This window comes from Haladaptatus salinisoli, assembly GCF_020614375.1.
In the GTDB taxonomy this organism is placed as follows: domain Archaea; phylum Halobacteriota; class Halobacteria; order Halobacteriales; family Haladaptataceae; genus Haladaptatus; species Haladaptatus salinisoli.
In genome coordinates, this window is record NZ_CP085327.1 from 2,249,579 (window position 1) to 2,270,569 (window position 20,991).

Here is a 20,991-nt window from a genome sequence, read left to right on the forward strand (position 1 = left end):
AGTGCCTTTGGGTCGCGGAGGAACGAGATGCCGGCGCGAAGCGGTTCGCCGGTCACGGTTTTCGAGCGATCTCGGCCCTCCGAGGGCGGAATTCTCCGATTTCGCCGTCTCCGACCGTTCCCGAGCGTCGTCCCCGACTATCTCAGATCAGCGCCTCCATCTCGTCCAGGTGGTCGCCGTACACGTCGAGGGCGCGCTGAATCGGCTCCGGCGAGCGCATGTCCACGCCCGCTCCTTCGAGCAGTTCGAGCGGGTACTCGCGCGACCCGCTGCGGAGGAACTCGAGGTAGCGTTCGGCGGCGGGCTCGCCCTCCTCCAGAATCTTGTCGGCCAGCGCGACGGCGGCGCTGATGCCCGTGCTGTACTGGTAGACGTAGTACGCGCGGTAGAAGTGCGGGATGCGCATCCACTCGCGCTCGATTCGCTCGTCCACGACGGCCGGTTCGTAGAACTCCCGCTTCAGGTCGCCGTATATTTGGTCCAACCGGTCGGGCGTGAGCGCCTCGTCGTTCTCGACGACCTGGTGGGCCTGATACTCGAAGTCGGCGAAGAGGGTCTGTCGGTACAGGGTCGAGCGAAACCGCTCCAGATACTCGTTCAGGACGTGCTGGCGGAAGTCGGGGTCGTCCACCGTTTCCAGCAGGTGGTGGGTCAGCAGGGACTCGTTGACGGTGCTGGCCACCTCGGCGACGAATATCTCGTACCCGCTGTACACGTAGGGCTGGGTCTCGCTCGTCAACTGCGAGTGGAGCGAGTGGCCGAGTTCGTGCGCGAGGGTGTACATCGAGGCGATGTCGTCCTGATAGTTCATCAGGATGAACGGCTGGGTGTCGTAGGTGCCGCCGCTGTACGCGCCCGCCCGCTTGTTCTCCGTCTCGTACACGTCGATCCAGCGCGACTCGATGCCCTCGGCGACGCGCGACCGGTAGTCGTCGCCGAGCGCGCCCAGCGACTCGGTGACGTACTCGACCGCTCGGTCGTAGTCCAACTCGGGACTCTCCGTGTCGGTCATCGGCATGTAGAGGTCCCACATCCTGAGCTCGTCCACGCCGAGGCTCTCGCGTTTCAGTTCCGCGTGTTGGTGGAGTTTGTCGAGGTTGTCCCGGACGGTGCCGAGCAGGTTGTCGTACACCTCGGGCGGGACGTTCGGGCCGTCCAGCGCCGCCTCGCGTGCGGTGTCGTAGTTCCGGGCCTGCGCGTACTTCACGTCCGATTTGACGCTGTTCTTGTACGCCGCGCCGACCGAGTTTCGTACGTCGCTCCACTCGTCGAAGTACCCCTCGTACACCGTTCGTCGGAACTCGCGGTCGGGGTTCTTGAGCAGGTTGACGAAGTTGCTCTGGGTGATTTCGACCGCGTCCCCGTCGGGTTTCTCGACGGTCGGGAAGGTCATGTCGGCGTTCGAGAGCATGTTGTAGATCTCGCCCGACGCGCCCGTGACCTCGCCGAACTCCGCGAGCAGGTTCTCGATTTCCGCGGAGCGGGTGTGTTCTTTCGTCCGCATCACGTCGTCGAGGAAGTGGCCGTACTGCTCGAGTCCGTCCGTCTCCTCGACCATCCGATCGAGTTCGTCGCGGTCGAGCGACTGGATCTCCGGTTCGATGAAGCTCCCCGCGCTCTGGGCGCGCGACGCGAGCGACTGCGCGCGCGTGGTGAGCGCCTGATACTCCTGGTCGGCGGTGTTCTCGTCGCTTCGCATCCGGGCGTAGGAGGCCACCATCGACACCTCGCGCCCGATCTCGTCCGAAAGCTGGAGCACTTCGAGCAGCGTCTCGCCGTCCTCGGTCGCCCGCCCCTCGTAGGCTTCGAGGTCGCCGAGTCGCTCCTCGACCGCCTCGTACGCTTCCTCCCAATCGTCGTCGTCCGCGTAGATGCTCTCTAAATCCCACTTGTACTGCGCGTCGATATCGCTTCGTTCGGGAACAGAACTCATACCACGCCCATAAGGACAGCCGCACCGTAAACGTTGATATTCCGGAACGATGCTCGCCGCCGGACGGAGGTTTTTGATGGATGGCGACACAGTGGTGAACATGACCGACGCGGTAAACGGCGCACTCGGCGAGCTGTGGCGGGACGACTACCCGTGGAAGTTTCTGACGAAGCTGACCGAACTCGAAGACCGAATGGGGGGCCATCCCGGCGAACGACGGGCCGCCGAACTGGTCGCGGACGGGTTCGAACGCGCCGGGGCGCGAAACGTCCGCACCGAATCGTTCGAGATGAACCGCTGGAGTCGCGGCTCGGCGAGGCTCGCGGTCACCGACCCGGTCGAGCGTTCGTTCGAGACCATCGCGCTCCCCTACTCGCCCGCGGGCGACGCGCACGGCGAACTGGTGGACGTGGGACACGGCATGCCGGACGAAATCGACGAGAAGGACGTCGCCGGGAAGATCGCCGTCGCCAGCACGACGACGCCCGCCGGCAGTCGCTTCATCCACCGGATGGAGAAGTTCGGCTACGCCGCCGCGGCCGGCGCGGAGGGGTTCGTCTTCCACAACCACGTTCCGGGACAGCTCCCGCCGACCGGTTCGCTCACCTTCGGCGACGAAACCGCGATTCCGGGCGTCGGCGTGAGCGAGGAGACCGGCGCGTGGCTGACCGAGTACGCCGACCGGGGCGCGACCGCGAGGCTCACCGTCGACGCCGAGACGACCGCGGGGACGAGCCACAACGCCGTCGCGGAACTCGGCCCGGAGACCGACGACGAAATCGTCGTCGTGGCGCACCACGACGCGCACGACATCTCGGAGGGCGCGCTCGACAACGGCTGCGGCATCACCGTCGTCGTGGCGGCGGCCCACCTGCTCGCGGAGATGAACCTCGACGCGCGCGTCCGAGTGGCCGGCGTCGGCTGCGAGGAGGTCGGTCTCCTCGGGAGCGAGGCGCTGGCCGACTCGCTCGACCTCTCGCGGGTTCGCGCCGTCGTGAACGTCGACGGCGCGGGACGGTTCCGCGACATGCGAGCGTTCACCCACGACTCCGAGACGATGCGGTCGGTGGTCGAGACCGTCGCCGACGAGGCGAACCAGCCCATCGCGCTCCAGGAGGGCGTCCATCCCTTCAGCGACCACTGGCCGTTCCTGAAACGGGGCGTTCCGGCGCTCCAGCTACACAGTCAACGGGATTTCACCGCACCCGGCGCGCGCGGACGCGGCTGGGGGCACACCCACGCCGACACGCGGGACAAGGTGGACGACCGGAACCTCCGCGAGCACGCGATGCTGGCCGCCCTCCTGATTCGGGAGGTCGCCTCGCGCGAGGTGATTCCGCGCAAGGAAGCGGACGACGTGGCCGCGAACCTCCGGGAGCACGAGTACGAGGAGGGGATGCGGGCGGCGGAAATCTGGCCGGAAGACTGGGACTAGGTTTCGATTCGCTTTCCGTCCGCGACTGCCCCGACGAGGATGGCGAGTCCGCGGAGGACGAGGTAGACGCCGAAGAACAGCGACGCGAGGGAGACGAAGAGCGACAGAAAAACGCCGAACGTGTCGAGCGCGAGGACGAGGACGGCCACGACTCCCGAACCGAGGAAGGCGACTATCACGCCGAGGGTAACGTAGACGGTCGACCGCCAGAGCCAGTCGGTGTCGTCGGTCAGTTCGATTCGGCTCACGTTAACTTCGGTGAGTTATCTCTCGCCGCACGACGTCCTCCACGAGCTTTCCGAGTCCGCAAACGACGAAGTACGCGCCGGCGACGAGCGAGACGACGTAGAAGGGAACGAACAGGACGATCCCGATTTCTCCGAACTGCGCGGAAACAGCCGCGCCGAGCCACCGAACGAGAACGCCAGCGCGCCGACCGCCACGTCTATCGTCACTTCCCACAGGAGACCGTCGTCGACCATAGAAATGGTTGTGCGGCTGTCGATTATAAATCTATTCGAGTCGCCCTCGGATTTCGCCCGCCACCCGCGACCGCGTTCGGCGCTCGATTCGGAGACCGTCGAACACTTCTCGCGCGCTTTCTACCGCGTCCTCGTCCACCGAGAACTCGCAGTCGTAGCCAACGTCCGCGAGCACGAGGGGGTGGGCCGGCGCGGGCGGGACGCCCTCCGGTCCGTCCACGGGTTCCGGCGCGAGCACGCGGTCGACCTTCGCGATCGGCGCGTCGCCGGTCGCGACTGCGCGGACGAGCGAGACGACGCGCCGGACGAGGTTGCGGGCGAACCCGCCCGCGCGGAGCGTGAAGACGAGATACTCGCCGTCTCGAAGCGCGCGGACTCGAAGGTCGCGCACGGTACCCTCGACGTCGGGCGTCAGATTGTGGAAGTCGTGCTCGCCGGAGAGTCGCTCGCAGGCGTCTTTCGCCAGCGCGAGGTTCGCCCGCGGCGCGTAGCAGTGGTAGACGTACTCCCGGAAGTAGGCGTCGTGGGTCGCGTGGAACTCCGGAACGACCTCGGCGCTGGCCCACGCTCGAACCGAGGCGGGAAGTTCGCTGTTGAGCGCCGAGGGGGTGAGCCAGTCGGGACACTCGAACGCGACGGTCTGAGCGACCGCGGAGACGCCCGCGTCGGTGCGACCGGCGGCGGCGTACCCGTCGGGCGCGCGGTCGGCCACACCGAGCGCGCGCAAGCCGTCGAACAGTGCGTTCTCGACGGTGGGAACGTCCGGTTGGCGCTGGAAGCCGTGGAACGGGCGACCGTCGTAGGCGACTCGGAAGGCGCGCATCTCACTGTGATAGAGGAGGGCGACCTTTAGTTTGTGTGGGATTACCGGGGAGAACGGGAGTCGTCGGGCGCGTGTACCGGATCGTAGGGCGCGAGTGAGCGCGGAAGTCGCGAAGCGTCGTCCGGAGTCGCGGTCGAACGGAGCGTCATCCGCGCGTCAGGAACCCCGTAACGTAGGTCTGTTCGTGGTCGGGGAACACCTCGTCCACCGTTTCCTCGCCGTGTTCGCGGGCGAGGAGGGCGCGCAGTTCCGCCTCGTAGTCGGCCTTGCGTATCTCGTCGCTCGGACCGGACTCCACGTCGAGGGTGGCCGCGACGAGGCGGTCGACCGCCCCGCGCCCGAAACCGGAGAGCGGGACGATGTAGTCGACGCCGTGGCGGTCCTCGAGGCTCTGGGCCTGCGCGCGCGAGACGGTGGGGACGCGGTCGTCCCTGCGCGTTCCGTCCGCGATGGCGTCGAAGCCCATGCCCGCCACGGTTTCCAACGCGTGGCTGTGTACCCGTTGGATACCGTTTCGCGGGTAGCCGTCCTCGGCCATCCGTTCGACCGCCTCGGTGGCCGCGTCCCGGTCGAGTTCGACCGTCTCGAAGTCGAAACCCGTCGCCTCGGCGGTGTCGCGGGCGTACTTCCAGTCGTCCGTGACGCCGAAGCGGGCGGTGACGAGCGTCACGTCGTAGAAATCGGCGAGCAAGAGGGCGGCGAGCGTCGAGTCCTTTCCTCCGCTGTAGAGGAGTCCGAGTTCCATCTCAGCGCCGTTTGATGTTGAAGCTCTTCTTGTCGGGCTTCAGTTCGCGCAGTATCTCTTTCATCTTCTGCTCGTCGATTTGGCCGTTGATTCGCCCGCTCTGGGCGATTGCGAGCACCTGTTGTTCCACTCGGTCGGCGAACTGCGGCTTGCTCATCCGGACGGAGTTGAGTCGCTTCCGCGCGCCGTCGGTGAGGTACTGGCGGAGCAGCGCCTGTTTCTGCGCGTCGGCCTGCTGTTGGGCCTGCTGCTGGGCCTCTTCTTGCTGCTGTTGGTCCTGTAGCTCCTCCATCTTCTGTTTTCGAAGCTCTTCGAGTCTGTCGTCGTCGGGACTACCACTCATGCCTTATCTGTTGCTTACCGGCCATGACCAAAAACAATTACGGAGAACACCGTTTCGACGGGGCGGAAAAAACGGTCCGATATCGGATACGCCGAGAATGGAAACACCGCTCGGCGATGGGTACGGGGAGGTACCTTCTCTACTCCCCTCACCGGGAATCGCGAGAATGTCCCTTGCAACTGCGTTCTTCGAATGTGCGTTCCGCGTCTCGAACGCCGGTTCGCGGGCGGTTCACCCGAACTATCAAAAACCACTTCTTTCTACTATTCGACACGGCGTTATGGAATTACTCGAGATAGCGCTTTTCACGGAGGACGTACCGATCACGTCGACGTTTTACGAACGCCTCCTCGGAGAGTCGGAATCAGCTAGCGATTCGACGGCGATCTTCGACGTGGAGGGCAACGAAGTTCTCGTCCACGAGGCGTACGACGAAGCGGAGAGCGACCCGCCTCGCGAAGACCACTGGAGTCCTCGCTCCGTCTCGACGGCGCTCGCCTTCGCCGTGGAAGACATCGGCGAGTCGTTCGCCGCATCGGTTGAAAGCGGCCTGACCGTGTTTCGAGAACCGGATGACTACGACCGGGAGAGGTCGGCATATTTGGAAGATCCGGACGGTCGACTCGTCGAACTCACCGAAAGGTGGACGGGATACCTAACCGCTCGTAACGGGTTCGCGTCGAAGGAATCGAACCCGTACTGCTCGCGAAAGAACGAACGAAAAACGAAACGGCCTGGTCAGGCGTAGCGTTCGAGCTCCGGTCGGTCGAGGTCGGCGAGGACCTCGCCCGCCGTGTCGTCGAGGAGGCTGCGACCCTCGGCGGTGATCTCGCGACCGCGGGCCTCGCTCGACTGCACCAGTCCCTCCGATTCGAGTTGCTGGAGGATGGTTCGAATGATCTTCTTACTGCCGTCGGCGCGGTGGGTGGGCGCGACGCGGTAGCGGGTCGAGCCCTTCTTTCCGCCGCCGTACTCGGTCGAGAGGCGCTCGACACCGATCGGCCCGTTCATGGCGACCTTTCGCAGGAGGCTGGCGGCGCGGATGTGCCAGAAGTTCTCCTGCTCCGGGGGTAGTTCGCGCTGCGCGCCGGTTTTGGTGAACTCGGCCCAGTCCGGTCGGTCGAATCGATCTTCGAGGTCGTCGGCGAGCGCTTCGATGAGCGCTTCCGCCGGAACGTCGTAGAGCGTCGTCATACGACTGATTTCCCTGCGGTGGCGTTTAAAGCCATCGTTACGGAGTTCGACGGGGCAGGTCGCCGTCGCTTCCTTTCGCGGTCTCTCGACCCGAGTCGCGGACGCGGAGACGCCGCGAAACTTCGTCACCATCCCGCGGCCGAACGCCGCGTCCCGAGCGATCGAGCGACGACGTCGAAAACGGGGAGTCGGAACCGCGGAAGTGAACGCGCAACCGCGCTTAGTCCCCGTTCGCGTTGTCCGCTTCCAGCATCACCGTCGCCGTCCACCCGAACATCACCGGCAGCCAGTACGTCGCCCCGCGGTGGATGACCGCCGCCGCCCCCGCGGTCGCCGCCGTCACGCCCGTGATCGGAACGAGGAGGAGCACCAGCGCCGCCTCGACGCCGCCCAGTCCGCCCGGGAGCGGCGCGACCCCGGCGATGCTTCCGATGGGAACGACGAACAGCACCGCCGCGAACGAGACGGGGTGGCCGAGCGCGTAGAGCGACAGCCACAGCGACACCGCGGACAGGAACCACCCGAGCGCGGAGAAGAACAACGCCAGCGCGAGTCGCCGACGGTCGTCCGCGATTCGCTCGATGGCGCGGAAAAATCCCTGAATCCGCCGTCTGACGGCCGGGCGAGTCGTCGGCTTCACCGTCGGTACGATGCGCGCGACGACGTCCACGACGGAGACGATGCTCGCGGCGATGCTCGACTCCACTCGACTGCGGTTTCGCCACCCGACGACGGCGGCGACGGGCACCGCCATCGCCAGCGCGACGATGGTAACCGCGACCATCTCTACCGTGTCGCCGAGCGTGAGTACGGTCGCGTAGTAGGCCACGCCGACCAGCGCGAACGAGATGGACGGGACGAAGTTGATAGCGTCGACGCTGGCGATGGCGCCGAGGCCCGTCTCGTACTCGGCGTCCGTGGTCCGCGAGATGAGCAAGGCGGCGAACGGTTCGCCGCCCGCTTGCCCGAACGGGGTCACGTTGTTGGCGAACGTCGCGCCCGAGTAGAGGAGGAACGCTCGAAGCGGTGAAACGTGAACGCCGAGGCTACCGAGGACGGTTCGGAGCGACATCGCCCACGAGAACAGCCACGCGAGCGCGACGAAACAGACGAGCGCGACGACGCGACCGTCCGTCACCGCGAGCGCGGACGCCACGCGCTCGATACCGACGAGCGAGAAGACCACGAGTAAGACCGCGACCGCGGCCACGAAGCCGACGGTTATCGTCCGCAGGTCACCCAAGTCGAGACGCATCAGTTCGCCAATATCGGGCCCACCGCTTGAAGCCAGCGAAGATCGTTCGGCTTTTTTCCCGGCGTGATAGAAAGCCGGTATGGACGAACGGGCCGCGCTCAGACTGCTAGCGGGCGAACTCGCCGACGCGGGCGACGACGCGGCGGTCGTGGACGGACACGTGCTAACGACCGACATGCTACACGCGACGACCGACTTCCCCGCGGGAACGACGCGATACACCGCCGGATGGCGCGCGGTCGGTGCCTCCTTATCGGACGTCGCGGCGATGGGTGCGGAGGCGGTCGCCGCCGTCGCGGTTTACGCCGCCCCGGAGTTCGTCGCGGACGAACTCGAAGCGTTCGTCGCGGGCGCGAGCGACGCGTGCGAATCGGTCGACGCGCGGTACGTCGGCGGCGACCTCGACACCACCGCGGAGTTCACGGCGGCGACGACGGTGCTCGGACGGACCGACGACCCCGTCCTGCGGTCGGGCGCGCGCCCGGGTGATGCACTGTGCGCGACCGGAACGTTCGGACGGAGCGGCGCCGCCCTCCGCCTGTTCGAGCACGGCGAAATCGAGCGCGCGAACGCCCTCTTTCGCTTCGAACCGCGGGTCGCCGCGGGGCGGGCGCTCGCTCCGCACGCGACCGCCATGATGGACTCCAGCGACGGACTGGCGCGGTCGGTACACCAACTCGCGGAAGCGAGCGACTGCGGGTTCGCGCTCGACGGTGACGCGATTCCGGTCGCGGAGAGCGTTCGCGAAGTAGCCGAGGACGCGGACGACGAGCGCGAACTGTCCGTCTTCTTCGGCGAAGACTTCGAACTCGTCGTCACCCTACCCGAGGAGCGAGTGGCAGACGCGCGCGAGGCGTCGCCGACCCCGCTCTCCGTCGTCGGGGAAGTCACCGACTCGGGCGTGACGATGGACGGCGAACCGCTTCCGGACCGCGGGTACACCCACGGGTGACGGGCGGTCCGGTCGAGCACCGGTCAGGGAATTATCTCGATGGGCGTGGGGGTGAAACAGAGAAGTCCGAGCACGAACGTGAACAGGCCGAGCAGCTTTCGATTTATGTCGAGTTCGCCGTCGTTGATCGGCGTCGCCGGTCCGACGTAGGCGAAGAACATCGAGAGGAAGCCCCAGATGACCCACAGCACCGTCGCGTTGCTCACGTCGAGGACGTAGAAGACGTAGGCCGCGAGTCCGAACAGCACGGCGGGGACGAGCGCCGCGACGCTCTCCTGTCGTTCGCCGATGATCGCCCGGACGATGTGTCCCCCGTCGAGTTGACCGACCGGGATGAGGTTCAGGAACGTGACGAACATTCCGACCCAACCGCCGATGACGACGGGATTGACGGACTTGGCCGGGTTGTCGTACTTGAGCGGTTCGCCCATCGCCGACGCGATGGCCTTCAACAGGGGCGGATAGCCGAACTCCACTTGGATGGTGTTCGCGCTGTTGAGGGTCGCCTGCGTGACCGTCACCGGTTCCATCGTCAGTCCGATGGCCGTGACGACGACGGTCGCCACGAGACCCGCGAGCGGTCCGGAGACGCCGATGTCGAAGAGCGCCTTCCGGTCGGGCATCTGGCCTTTCATCCGGATGACGGCCCCCATCGTCCCGATGAGGGTCGGCATCGGGATGAAGTACGGAAGCGTCGCGTCCACCCCGTGGTAGCGACTCATCACGTAGTGACCGAGTTCGTGGGTTCCGAGGACGCCGAGAACCGCCAGCGTGAACGGCCACGCCGTTAGCATCGCCTCGACCGGGTTCGTCACGGGGTTGACGTGGTACCACGACGCGCCGGCCCACAGCGTCGAGAGCACCGTCGCGAGGAACAGAACGACGTTCTTCCACGGGATACCGTCCGGGCCGAGCGTGACGGGTTCGGCGACGAGCGCGTACTCGCCCATCTGGGTCGAGAGCGCGACTTCGTAGCCCTGTTTGCGGAAGAGCGGCCACACCGTCTTCATCAGTTGGTCTTGTGGCACCAGCGGTTCGCCGTAGTACACCAACTGCTCGCCGTCGGTTCGAACGTCGTACACCCGAAACACCGAGCGTAACCGTTCGAGCGAAGGGCCTGCCTCGGGCGGCTCGGTCGAATCCATCCACTCGTAATACGCAACGAATCGGTATAAACCCTTAGACGCCGCCGCGTCTCAGACAAGCGCGCCCGACTGGAGGAGGGCGATGAGGAGGGTCAGCGCCGGCACGCTGGCGAGCGTGCTGACGAATATCGCCGTGCTCACGTACTCGGGTGCTCTGAGCCCCGGCCCTCCCTCGTCGTACTCGATACAGAGGATGAGCGGGGTTATCGCCGCCGGCATCGCGCACTCGAGGACGAACACCCGTGCGACGGTCGCGTCCTCGAATCCGAGCAGGAAGACGACGCCGACTGCGACGAGCGGCGCGACGACGAGTTTCATCCCGTTCGAGACGCCGACGCGGGCGATGGCGGCACCGGAATCGGTGTTTGCCAGCTGGATTCCGAGCATGAGCAACATCACCGGAATCGCGGCGTCGCCCGTCAGTTTCAGCGTCTCCATCGCAGCCGAATCGACGGGCGGAACGACACCGAGCGCGCGGGCCGCCCCCGCGGCGAAGACGGCGTACACGAGCGGGAGTTTGAACACTTCCCTGACGGCCGCGAAATTCGACGTTCCGTTGCCCCGCGAGGCGACGTAAACCCCGACGGTGTACGTGAGTACGGACTGGGCCGCGATGTAGAGGATGGCGGTGCTCCGACCTACCTCGCCGAAGGCGAACTGCGAGAGCGGAATCCCGTAGTTTCCCGCGTTCGGGAACGAACTCGACAGCACGAGCGCGCCGAGGACCGGCTCCGACTCGCCGAGCGCGCGCCCGACGAACTCCGCCAGCGCGGCCATCGCCAGCGTGAACGCCGCGACGCCGACCGCGAGCGTCAGCGCCGTTTTCCCGCCGAGCGACGTGGTCGTGAGGCTGTGGAAGACGAGCGCGGGGGTCAAGATGTAGATGGTGACGGTGCCCAGCGCTTCCACCTCGACGTCGCGGATCGCGCCGAGGAGAAAGCCGACGGCGGCCACCGAGAGGACGGGCAGGATGGCGTTCGTCAAAGCGGAGAGTAACGACACTGGTCGAACGAAAACGGCGGGAGGTTACAAAGGCGTCGAAGGCGGAAGGGGGGCTGCTGCGGCGGGGCGTTCGGGGAACCGAGCGTGACGTTGGGCGTTGGTGTGACGGGGCGGAGGTGTGGGGGTCGCGTTCGCGAGGACGGTTACAGGGCGGGCGTGGTCGAAAGGCGTGCGGGGGAGGCGCGGGAACCGCGAGCGGGGACGCGGGGCCGGAGCTTACGCGGGAGCCACGCGCCACGTGGTCGCGCTCGTGTACGACCACTTCTCGACTTCGAGTTCGGCGCAGTCGGTCAGCTTCACCATCAGCGCGCCGATCTCCTTCGCGGAGAGTCCGACTTCGTCGGCGATGAACTTGCTCTTGAAGTAGAGCTCTCCGTCGCTCGCCTTCTCGCAGAGGTACTGCTTGAGGCGGTCTTCTTTGGATTCCGGTTCAGGGCTTTCGGCGGCGAGTTGGGTGGTTGCGCTCATATGCTGACTCCGGTTTCCCCATGGAGCGGGGGGATGTTATAAAGGGCAGAAGCTTAGGATAGTTTCGGGAATCTTTAGCCTCGTCCGCCGGAAATCGACGTGAACGCGGGTGAAAGTCTCGTTTCACGAATCGATCAGAACCGGCTAAAAAGTTCAAAAAAGAATCTCGCCTTTTATTTCCCCGTTCGAAAGGTACTGTCCCAAGTGCGGGAACATGAAACCGAATCGCACCGATACGCTCGACCTATCGTTCGTGCACCCAGAACTGTTCGTCCGTCGTCGCCTCTTTTTTGAATATCGGCACCTCGGCTTTGAGCCGGTTGATACCGTCTTCGACGGTTCGAAACGCCTCTTCGCGGTGTCCCGCGAGCACGACGACGAACACGATGTCCTCGCCGTACTCGATGCGGCCCGTCCGGTGGTGCATGAGCACGTCGAAGACGCCCTCGCGCGCTTCGAGTTCCTCGCGGATGGCGTCCATTCGCGCCTCCGCGACGCCCTCGTACTTCTCGAACTCGAGGAACTCGGTCGGCGAGTCGTCCGCGCTGTCTTTCGCCCGGACGCGCCCCGTGAACGTGGCTATCGCGCCCGAACGCTCCGCGCTCGCCGAGCGTTTAGCGCGCGCGACGAGCGATTCGAGCGTCTCGTACTCGCCCACGTCGTCGAGCGCGTCCACGACGGACTCGATATCGAGCGCGTCCGCGTCCGGCGCGCTGACGAGGGGTTCCCCGGCGGGGTCGGCGTCGCCGAGAACGACTCGCGGAACGTTCGCGTCCGGGAACCCCGACACCACGGCGAACTCGTGGTCCGGCGCGAGTTCGTCGAGCGCGTCGGTCAACGAGCGGTTCGCACCGCGCGCGCGCCACCCGCCGTCGCCGAGTTCGAACGCGGTCGAATCGGTCGCCTCCGGCGACCCCTTCGTGACGGTGCCGACCGCACCGCGTTCCGCGAGCCGCTCGGCGAGTCGGTCGGCGACGGCGGCCGACTCGCTCCCGACGACGCTCAGTACCTTCATGTGCGTATCGCGGGCGGCGAGGCGCTTTTACCCTTCGGTCGGAAGTTGAGAACGCTTAAGGCCGCGTCCGGGTAAGACGGCGATAGCATGAAGGTGGTCGTTTCTATCGGCGGGAGCGTGCTCGCGCCGGACCTGAAATCCCAGCGCGTCCGCGGACACGCCGAAGTCATCGAGTCGCTCGCGACGGAGGGGTGTACCGTCGGCGCTGTCGTCGGCGGCGGCGGCGTCGCCCGAGAGTACATCGGAACAGCCCGTAATCTCGGCGCGAACGAGATAGAACTGGACGACATCGGTATCGACGTGACCCGACTGAACGCTCGACTCCTCATCGCGGCGTTGGGCGAGCGGGCCGCGCCCAGTCCGGCGGAGACCTACGAGAAAGCCGGTACCGCGATGCACCGCGGCGACATCGCGGTCATGGGCGGCGTGATGCCGGGGCAGACGACCGACGCCGTGAGCGCGGCGCTGGCCGAGTACACGAACGCCGACCTCCTCGTCTACGCGACGAGCGTGGACGGCGTGTTCAGCGACGACCCGAACGAGATAGACGACGCGACGAAGTACGACGAACTCTCGGCGAGCGACCTCGTGGACGTCATCGCCGACCTCGAGATGACCGCGGGGAGTTCCTCGCCGGTCGACCTGCTGGCCGCGAAACTCATCGAGCGGTCGGGCGTCCGCACCATCGTCCTCGACGGCACCGAACCGGAACGAATCGCCGACGCCGTCCTCTCCGGCGACCACAGCGGAACCGACATCATTCCGGAGGGCGCGGACGACGAGATGTCCTACTGGGTACAAGGATGAGCGCGGACTCGGCACCGGCGGACGACCGCGACGGGGGCGGGGACGACCACCACGTCTTCTGGGCCGACGAGGTGGCCGACCGAATCGAGGCGCACGACCCCGACGACCCCATCATCATCAAGGGCGGCATCTCCCCGTCGGGGGTGCCGCACCTCGGCAACGTCAACGAGATCATGCGCGGCTACTTCGTCGCGGAAGCCCTGCGCGACCGGGGCCACGAGGTGCGGCAGGTGTTCACCGCGGACGACCGCGACCCGCTCCGAAAACTTCCCCGGAAACTCGCCGACCTGGAGGGGAACATCGTCGAACTCGGCGACGTTAACGCCGGAGCGCTCGGGCGCAACCTCGGTAAACCGTACACCGACATTCCCGATCCGTTCGGCTGCTGCGACTCCTACGGCGACCACTTCTCGAATCTCATCCAGCAGAGCGCGGACCTGCTCGGCGTCCCCATCGACGTGGTCTCGAACACGGAGCTGTACGAGTCCGGCGAGTTGGAGGAGGTGACTCGCCACCTCCTCGAACGCGCCGAGGAAGCCCGCGAGGTGCTCGCGGAGTATCAGGACAAGGTGGACGACGACTACGTTCCGTTCAACCCCATCTGCGAGGAGTGCGGGAAGATAACGGAGACCGTGACGGACTTCGACGTCGAGGAGGGCACCGTCGAGTACGTCTGCACCGACCTCGAGGCGGGCGACAATACCATCGAGGGCTGCGGCCACGAGGGGACCGCGACGCTCCGCGAGGGTAAACTTCCGTGGCGCTTCGAGTGGCCGGCCCAGTGGAAGACGCTCGGCGTGGACTTCGAACCCTTCGGCAAGGACCACGCCGAGGGCTCGTGGCCGAGCGGCGAGGACATCGCCCGCAACGTCATGGGCTTCGAACCGCCCGTGCCGATGACCTACGAGTGGTTCACGCTCGACGGGAAGCCCTTCTCCTCGTCGGAGGGGAACGTCGTCCTCGTCAAGGAGGTGCTCGAACTGCTCGAACCCGAGGTGCTGCGGTACTTCTTCACCAAAGACCCGAGCAAGGCGCGCGATTTCAGCATCGAGCGTCTCGATCTGCTGGTGGACGAGTTCGACCGCTTCGAGCGCGTCTACTTCGGCGAGGAGGACGCGGACGAGCGGGAACGCGCCCTCGCGGAGCGCGCCTATCCGATGGTCGCGAGCGAGATCCGCCCCGACCGCATCCGCATCCCCTACACCTTCGCCGCCGTGCTGGGGATGACCGACGACCCCGACCTCCGCGAGGATATCGCGCGACGGGAGGGTCACATCCCCGACGACGCGCCCGACTGGGCCGTCGAGGGTGCGCTCGCGCGCGTCGAGCGCGCGCGAGCGTGGGCGCGCCGAACGAACAACGAGTACGACTACGACCTGAAGCGAACCGAACTGCCCGACGTGGCGCTCGACTCCGAGACGGAGGTCGCGCTGGACGAACTCGCCGACTTCGTCGAAGCGGGTCACGACGGCGAGGCGATTCAGGGCGAGATTTACGAGACGGCCAAGCGCCACGACATCGACATCGGCGAGTTCTTCGGCACGGGCTATCGGCTCTTTTTCGACGAGAAACAGGGGCCGAAACTCGGTCCGTTCCTCTCGAACTTGGACCGCGAGTTCGTGCTCCGCCGACTGCGTCGAGAGGGATAGCCCGCCGTCAGCGGCGTCAGCGCGGTAACTGCCAGCAGAGTTAAGACCGATGGCAGACAATATACACTTACCTCCGACTAACAAGTGCATAACAAAGAACGTGCCGATACTACGAGGAGGTGTGAGGTCTGTCTGACGACCAATCACGTCAGCGACTGAACGGTGATATTACCATGGCCCTGATAGAACTCAATCTCGAGAAACCGGCGTTGAAACGGACCGAACTCGTCAAGGAAGACGAAGCAACAACCCAAAAGGCGGAATCGCAGACCGCGGACATCGAGACGGAGGCCGAATCCGAGGAGACGGAGGAGACCGAATCGACGAAGGGAGGAAGTCGAACTCGGACGTTCGCCCGCCGCGCCGCGGTGCTCGGCGGCACCGCCGCCGGAATCGCCGCCGCTCGAAAGTTCCGCCAGCGCCGCCAGAGTAAGCAGGCGGAACAGCAGGAACTCGAAGAAGACTGGCAGGCGGCGGAGTAGCGCTCCAACTTTTTCCGTTCTTCCCAAACGCCTTTGAGCGACGGGGACTTTCTTTCGCTCGATGGATACGATTGTGTGGGTGCTTCTCGGAATCGCGGCCTACTGGTTCGCCCTGCTCGCGCTTCGGGCGAACGATATGCTGCCGCCGTATCTCGGTATGCAGGGGCCGATTCTGACGCTGCACACGCAGAGAGGAAAGCGACTGCTCGACCGCCTCGCCCGTCCGAAGCGATTCTGGCGAGCGTGGGGGAACTTCGGTCTCGGCATCGCGCTGGTCGTGATGGCCGGGACGTTCCTCCTCCTCGTCGTACAGGCGATTCTCGTCCTCCAAAATCCGCCGGAGCCGTCCGCGGTCACGCAACCGCGAAACGTGCTCGTCATCCCCGGCGTCAACGATTTCCTCCCGCTCTCGGTCGCCCCGGAGATAATGTTCGGGCTGCTCGTCGGACTGGTCGTCCACGAGGGGGGACACGGTATCTTCTGCCGGGTCGAGGACATCGAGATAGAGTCGATGGGCTTGGCGCTGCTCGCCGTCCTTCCCATCGGCGCGTTCGTCGAACCCGACGAGGAGAACCGGAGGCGAGCCGACAGGGGGAGCCAGAGCCGGATGTTCGCGGCGGGCGTGACGAACAACTTCGCGGTCACGCTGCTCGCGTTTCTGCTCCTCTTCGGTCCGGTGATGGGGTCGATAACCGTCGCGTCCGGCGCGGCGGTCGGCGGCGTGTTCAAAGGGTCGGCCGCGGACGACGCCGGACTCCAGCGCGGCGATAGAATCGTCGCGGTCAACGGGAAGGCGGTCGAGAACAACGCCGACCTCGAATCGAAACTCGCCACCATCGAGAGCAGGAGCGTGTCCGTCACCGTCGAGCGCGGGGACGAAAAAACCAACATGACCATCCAGCGCTCGCTGCTCGTCACGGGAGTCGCGGTGGACTCGCCGTTCGCGTCGGAGCAAAATCGGAACTCCGGCGTCGATAAGGGCGAACGAATCACCGCCGTCAACGGCACCCGGGTCTACACGGAGCAGGCGCTGAACCGACAGCTCGCGAACAAGAAGGTCGCCACCCTGACGGTGAACGGCTCGCAGGTGACCGGGCCGGTCGGGGCGCTCTCGACCGTCCAGGAGGGCGGCCCGGCCAGCGAGACGCGACTGAACTCCGGCGATTCCATCGTCATCACGGCCATCGACGGAACCCGAATCACCAACAGCAGCGACTTGACCCGCACCCTCGACCGGTACGAACCGGGGCAGACCGTGACCGTCGAGGCCTACGCGAAGGAGGGCGGGGAGTACGTCCGTCACACGTACGACGTGACGCTCGGCCGGAACAGCGGCGGCGAGGCCATCGTCGGCATCCTCGTCGCGCCGGGCACCTCCGGCGTCGCGGCGAGCGGTTTCGGGACGGAGCTCTACCCCGCGGAGACGTTCCGCGACCTCGTCGCGGGGCAGTTCCTCTCCGTCTTCGGCGGCGGCGGCGACGGACCGCTCAAGACGTTCCTGCTCGGCGTCGGCGGGACTCTGTTGCTCCCGTTCGCCAGCCTCTCGATGCCCGTCAACTACAACTTCGCCGGATTCGTCGCGTCGAACAGCAACTTCTACGCGGTACAGGGGCCGCTGTCGGTACTCGGCGGCGGCGCGTTCCTGCTGGCGAACGCCCTGTTCTGGACGGGGTGGATAAATCTCAACCTCGGCTTCTTCAACTGCATCCCGGCGTTCCCGCTGGACGGCGGCCACCTCCTGCGGATGGGTGCCGAGGCGGTCGTGTCGCGCCTCCCGACGAGCCAGGGTCGGCAGGTGACGACGATGATAACGACGAGCGTCGGATTGACGATGCTCGCCAGCCTCGTCCTCATGGTGTTCGGACCGCAACTGCTGGCGGGGTAGTCCGGTTTCGAAACGCCCCGGTTACTCCTCGAGACCCATCCGCTCGTAGAACTCCTCGGGCGTGTCGGGAATGCGATCGAACTCGCCGAAATCGCGCTCGTGGTGGCGGATTATCTGCTCGACGATCCACGAACTGAACGTCTCGTCGAACTGCCACTCGCCGGCGGGACTCGTCACTTCGAACCGGTCGTCGGTGGCGAAGGCGACGTAGACGTGGTAGAAACCGAGGATGACGTCCGCGAACTCGCGCGCTTTCGTGCCGCTCTCTTCCCGTTTCTCTTCCAGTTCCTCGTAGCCCGCGTCGGTGAGTTCGAAGTACTTCCGGTCGGGTTCGTCCTCGCGCTCGATTCGTTCGGCCCACCCCTTCTCCTCGAACTTGTAGAGGATGGGGTACACCGACCCGTAGGACGGTTCCCAGTGGCCGCCGCTTATATCACGGATCTCTTTCAGTATCTCGTACCCGTACCGCGGCTTTTGATTCAGAAGTTCGAGCACTAGGTACGAGATCAGGCCTTTCGGCGGGCCACTTTTCCGCATCGACTGGGGGTTTAAGTCGTGTTTTTGAAAGGCTTTCGGTACCGGCGGTACGCCGAAGAATTACATCAATTGTCAAAAACGGGTAACAATACCGCCTCGCCGAACCGACCGACCGTCGCGGCGTCCGACGGCCGAGACGGACTCAAAACATCCTTGTCCGGTCGCTCCCAACCCCCGCGTATGCCGAGAAAGGCCCCACCGACCCGCGAAGGGTGGTACGCGCTCCACGACTTCCGAACCGTCGACTGGAAGGCGTGGCGGGACGCCCCCGAGCGAGTCCGCGAGAACGCGCTGAGCGACGGAGTCGAGTTCCTGCAAGCCCGCGAGAACGTCGTCGACGCCGAGGACGGGTCGTCCGCCGTGTTCAGCGTCATGGGACACGGCGCCGACCTGCTGGTCCTCCACTTCCGCCCGACGATGGCCGACCTCGACACCGCGGAGCGAGCGTTCGAACGAACGGGATTCGCCGACTTCACGGAGCGGACCGATTCCTACGTCTCCGTGACCGAAGTGGGCGGATACACCTCCGACGAGATGGTGAAAGACCCCGACGAGATCGAGGACACCGGGATGGCCCGCTACGTGGCGAGCAAACTCTACCCCGACGTGCCCGACGCCGAGTTCGTCTGCTTCTACCCGATGAACAAGCGCCGACTCGGGGAGGACAACTGGTACGACACGCCGTTCGACGAGCGGAGCGAGATGATGGCGAGCCACGGCGAAATCGGGAAGGGGTACGCCGGGAAGGTCACCCAGATAATCACCGGCAGCATCGGGATGGACGACTTCGAGTGGGGCGTCGACCTGTTCAGCAACGACCCGACGAACATCAAAGACCTGCTGTACGAGATGCGCTTCGACGAGGCGAGTTCGCGCTACGCCGAGTTCGGGTCGTTCTACTTCGGGCGGCGGTTCCCGCCGGAAGACCTCCCGGCGTTCATGGCCGGCGAGGAGATTCCGACGCCCGAGGACGCCCACCCGCACGGAGGCGGTCGCGGACGGGCGGGGGCGCACGATCACGGCGAGCAGGGGGGCGCAAGTGCGCACGCCCGCGGAACCGAAGGCGGACACCCGCACGGCGGCGACGGATCGGACGACGTCCGCGGCGAACTCGAGGACCTCGACATCTACGCCGGAAAACCGCACGGCGAGGACGTGTACGCGATGGTGCTCTACTCGGAGGCCGACGCCGAGGAACTGTTCGACGAGGTCGACGGCTTGCGGAGCAACTTCGACCACTACGACACGCACGTGAAGACGGCGGTGTACGGCGGCGAGGTGCGGTCGGCGGTCGTCAGCATCTGGGAGACCGAGAGCGCCGCCGAGACGGCGGGCGGTTTCCTCGCCGACCTGCCGGGCATCGTCGGTCGCGCCGGCGAGGAGAGCGGGTTCGGCACGATGGGGATGTTCTACACCGTCGAACCCGACCGTCGCGAGGACTTCGTCGCGAAGTTCGAGACGGTCGGCGACGTGCTGACCGACACGGAGGGCCACTTCGACACCGAACTGCTGGCGAACCACGAGGACGAAAACGACATGTTCATCGCCAGCCAGTGGCGCTCGAAGGAGGACGCGATGGACTTCTTCCGGAGCGACGCCTTCCGCGACACGGTGGACTGGGGCCGGGACGTGCTCGCCGACAGACCGCGGCACGTGTTCCTCGCGTAGGCGTTCGCGTCGCTCCGTCTCTCGCACGGAACGCCGGAGCGTTCTCGCGTGCGAAGTAGACCCCCGGCGCGCCGAAGTTCGACGGCGCGGGGTGAAAGTGAAATTCGGCCACAAAAAACTCGGCACCGTCATTCGATTTTCGAGTCGAAACGAAGGCCGCCGGAAGGAGCACTCCGCGCCGCAACCAAAACCCCCTTGCCTACGGGTGAGTAACTAACCTATAAGAAAATCGAGGGTGAAATAAGCGCATGACAAAGCGACACGTTACGCTCCCCGAGTCCGCCGAAGCGGGCGTCCGCGGGTTCATCGACGAAGTGGACGACCGCCTCGCAGGCGACGAGGACACGTGCGACGTGGTCGAGGAAGTGCTCGTCGATCTGCACGGCGACCGCGACGCGTACGAGGCGTGGCAGAACGGCGAACAGGTATCGAACGCGGAGCGCGTTCGCCTCCAGAGCTACGACCCCTGCAACGCGACGCTGGAGAGCGAGTACTACGCCGAGAAGGACGAGGAGACGTTCCGCGAGTCGAAACACCTCCAGTGGCTCTGGCGGCAGTTCGACGCGACGCCGATGGCCGACAACGTGGAATTCGCGCTTCGCTTCCGCCAGATGCTCGCGAACCACCTCTTCGAGGAGTGCGGCGACGACTGTCGGTTCTTCAAGGGCATCTCGTTCACCTACGGACACAACATCCGAATCGGCGACAACACGGTCGTCCACGACGACGTGCACCTGGACGACCGCGGAAAACTGACCATCGGAAACCGGTGTTCCATCAGCGACGGCGTCCACATCTACAGCCACGACCACGACGTGGTCGACCAGACCGAGGTGACGAACTACCACACCGTCGTCCGCGACGACGTGCGACTCACCTACGACGCGATGGTTCGCGCCGGCGTCGAAGTCGGCGAGAACGCGCTCGTCGGCGCGCGGGCGGTCGTCCAGAGCGATATTCCGGCGCATCACGTCGCGGTCGGAATGCCGGCGAAGAGCATCCGCGTGAAACCGGGGTGGGAAGACGAGGCCGTCCCCGTGGACGACGTCCCGCCGACCGAGAAGGAAGCGCGGCGCATCGACTACGAACTCCCCGACGACCTGGACCAGTTCGACGAGTTTCGGCGCGACTTCGACCCGTCGGACTAACCCGCACTGTTTTTCTCCCGTGA

At 65.7% G+C, this 20,991-nt stretch carries 22 protein-coding genes; 9 read left to right on the forward strand and 13 right to left on the reverse strand.

The annotated features are described in order from the left end of the window. Positions 1–142: 142 nt before the first annotated feature. Positions 143–1,933 carry an oligoendopeptidase F gene (gene pepF, locus LIX00_RS12265; RefSeq protein WP_227353474.1) on the reverse strand — a complete coding sequence of 597 codons (1,791 nt, stop codon included), beginning with the start codon at positions 1,931–1,933 and terminating at the stop codon, positions 143–145. Between the two features lie 76 nt (positions 1,934–2,009). Here pepF and LIX00_RS12270 point away from each other — a divergent pair, with 76 nt between their 5' ends. Further along, entirely contained in the window at positions 2,010–3,368 is a 1,359-nt protein-coding gene (locus tag LIX00_RS12270) for a M28 family peptidase (RefSeq protein WP_438267045.1), read from the forward strand. Here LIX00_RS12270 and LIX00_RS12275 read toward each other — a convergent pair. From LIX00_RS12275 to LIX00_RS12295, 5 genes are all read right to left on the reverse strand, one after another. Further along, the gene (locus LIX00_RS12275; RefSeq protein ID WP_227353475.1) at positions 3,365–3,616 is read right to left on the reverse strand and encodes a hypothetical protein; all 252 of its coding nucleotides are present in this window, start codon (positions 3,614–3,616) and stop codon (positions 3,365–3,367) included. The two genes, LIX00_RS12270 and LIX00_RS12275, sit on opposite strands and share 4 nt — an antisense overlap. A 1-nt stretch (position 3,617) precedes the next feature. Beyond that, the gene (locus LIX00_RS12280; protein WP_227353476.1) at positions 3,618–3,830 is read right to left on the reverse strand and encodes a hypothetical protein; all 213 of its coding nucleotides are present in this window, start codon (positions 3,828–3,830) and stop codon (positions 3,618–3,620) included. A gap of 51 nt (positions 3,831–3,881) precedes the next feature. Next, positions 3,882–4,673 (reverse strand): tRNA pseudouridine(38-40) synthase TruA, encoded by a 792-nt coding sequence (truA, locus tag LIX00_RS12285; RefSeq protein ID WP_227353477.1) that lies wholly within the window; start codon positions 4,671–4,673, stop codon positions 3,882–3,884. Between the two features lie 145 nt (positions 4,674–4,818). After that, the gene (locus LIX00_RS12290) at positions 4,819–5,418 is read right to left on the reverse strand and encodes a DUF7411 family protein (RefSeq protein ID WP_227353478.1); all 600 of its coding nucleotides are present in this window, start codon (positions 5,416–5,418) and stop codon (positions 4,819–4,821) included. A 1-nt stretch (position 5,419) separates the two neighbouring features. Further along, on the reverse strand, positions 5,420–5,761 hold the full coding sequence (locus LIX00_RS12295) for a DNA-binding protein (RefSeq protein ID WP_227353479.1): 342 nt from the start codon (positions 5,759–5,761) through the stop codon (positions 5,420–5,422). 280 nt (positions 5,762–6,041) lie between these two features. Between LIX00_RS12295 and LIX00_RS12300 the strand changes: the two genes are divergently transcribed. Further along, on the forward strand, positions 6,042–6,509 hold the full coding sequence (locus LIX00_RS12300; protein ID WP_227353480.1) for a VOC family protein: 468 nt from the start codon (positions 6,042–6,044) through the stop codon (positions 6,507–6,509). Here the strand turns inward: LIX00_RS12300 and LIX00_RS12305 are convergent. Continuing rightward, positions 6,500–6,955, reverse strand: coding sequence for a 30S ribosomal protein S19e (locus LIX00_RS12305; protein WP_227353481.1), 456 nt, complete (start codon positions 6,953–6,955; stop codon positions 6,500–6,502). The two genes, LIX00_RS12300 and LIX00_RS12305, sit on opposite strands and share 10 nt — an antisense overlap. Positions 6,956–7,175: 220 nt before the next feature. Further along, positions 7,176–8,210, reverse strand: coding sequence for a lysylphosphatidylglycerol synthase transmembrane domain-containing protein (locus LIX00_RS12310; protein ID WP_227353482.1), 1,035 nt, complete (start codon positions 8,208–8,210; stop codon positions 7,176–7,178). A 79-nt stretch (positions 8,211–8,289) separates the two neighbouring features. On the opposite strand from LIX00_RS12310, the gene thiL reads away from it, so the two are divergent. Next, positions 8,290–9,162, forward strand: coding sequence for a thiamine-phosphate kinase (thiL, locus tag LIX00_RS12315; RefSeq protein ID WP_227353483.1), 873 nt, complete (start codon positions 8,290–8,292; stop codon positions 9,160–9,162). A gap of 23 nt (positions 9,163–9,185) precedes the next feature. Here the strand turns inward: thiL and LIX00_RS12320 are convergent, their stop codons facing one another. From LIX00_RS12320 to LIX00_RS12335, 4 genes are all read right to left on the reverse strand, one after another. After that, a complete protein-coding gene (locus LIX00_RS12320; protein ID WP_227353484.1) occupies positions 9,186–10,307 on the reverse strand; it encodes a site-2 protease family protein in 1,122 nt (373 codons plus the stop codon). 51 nt (positions 10,308–10,358) lie between these two features. After that, complete coding sequence (locus LIX00_RS12325) at positions 10,359–11,309, reverse strand: AEC family transporter (RefSeq protein ID WP_227353485.1); 951 nt, start codon at positions 11,307–11,309, stop codon at positions 10,359–10,361. A gap of 216 nt (positions 11,310–11,525) precedes the next feature. Further along, positions 11,526–11,777, reverse strand: a complete 252-nt coding sequence (locus tag LIX00_RS12330; protein ID WP_227353486.1) for a DUF7123 family protein — start codon at positions 11,775–11,777, stop codon at positions 11,526–11,528. 244 nt (positions 11,778–12,021) lie between these two features. Then, on the reverse strand, positions 12,022–12,792 hold the full coding sequence (locus LIX00_RS12335) for a molybdopterin synthase (protein WP_227353487.1): 771 nt from the start codon (positions 12,790–12,792) through the stop codon (positions 12,022–12,024). Between the two features lie 87 nt (positions 12,793–12,879). Between LIX00_RS12335 and pyrH the strand changes: the two genes are divergently transcribed. The 4 genes from pyrH to LIX00_RS12355 all read left to right on the forward strand — a co-directional run bounded on the left by pyrH (position 12,880) and on the right by LIX00_RS12355 (position 17,615). Beyond that, entirely contained in the window at positions 12,880–13,599 is a 720-nt protein-coding gene (gene pyrH, locus LIX00_RS12340; protein ID WP_227353488.1) for a UMP kinase, read from the forward strand. Beyond that, positions 13,596–15,248: a lysine--tRNA ligase gene (lysS, locus tag LIX00_RS12345; RefSeq protein WP_227353489.1), complete on the forward strand. Its 1,653-nt coding sequence runs from the start codon at positions 13,596–13,598 to the stop codon at positions 15,246–15,248. Before pyrH ends, lysS begins: the two co-directional genes overlap by 4 nt. A 173-nt stretch (positions 15,249–15,421) precedes the next feature. After that, positions 15,422–15,730 (forward strand): hypothetical protein, encoded by a 309-nt coding sequence (locus LIX00_RS12350; protein ID WP_227353490.1) that lies wholly within the window; start codon positions 15,422–15,424, stop codon positions 15,728–15,730. A 61-nt stretch (positions 15,731–15,791) separates the two neighbouring features. After that, entirely contained in the window at positions 15,792–17,615 is a 1,824-nt protein-coding gene (locus LIX00_RS12355) for a site-2 protease family protein (RefSeq protein WP_227353491.1), read from the forward strand. 21 nt (positions 17,616–17,636) lie between these two features. Here LIX00_RS12355 and LIX00_RS12360 read toward each other — a convergent pair whose 3' ends face one another. Next, entirely contained in the window at positions 17,637–18,152 is a 516-nt protein-coding gene (locus LIX00_RS12360) for a PadR family transcriptional regulator (RefSeq protein ID WP_227353492.1), read from the reverse strand. A gap of 180 nt (positions 18,153–18,332) precedes the next feature. Here LIX00_RS12360 and LIX00_RS12365 point away from each other — a divergent pair, with 180 nt between their 5' ends. Beyond that, positions 18,333–19,820, forward strand: a complete 1,488-nt coding sequence (locus tag LIX00_RS12365) for a heme-binding protein (RefSeq protein WP_227353493.1) — start codon at positions 18,333–18,335, stop codon at positions 19,818–19,820. A gap of 248 nt (positions 19,821–20,068) precedes the next feature. Beyond that, positions 20,069–20,968 (forward strand): acyltransferase, encoded by a 900-nt coding sequence (locus LIX00_RS12370; RefSeq protein WP_227353494.1) that lies wholly within the window; start codon positions 20,069–20,071, stop codon positions 20,966–20,968. Positions 20,969–20,991: the final 23 nt, after the last annotated feature.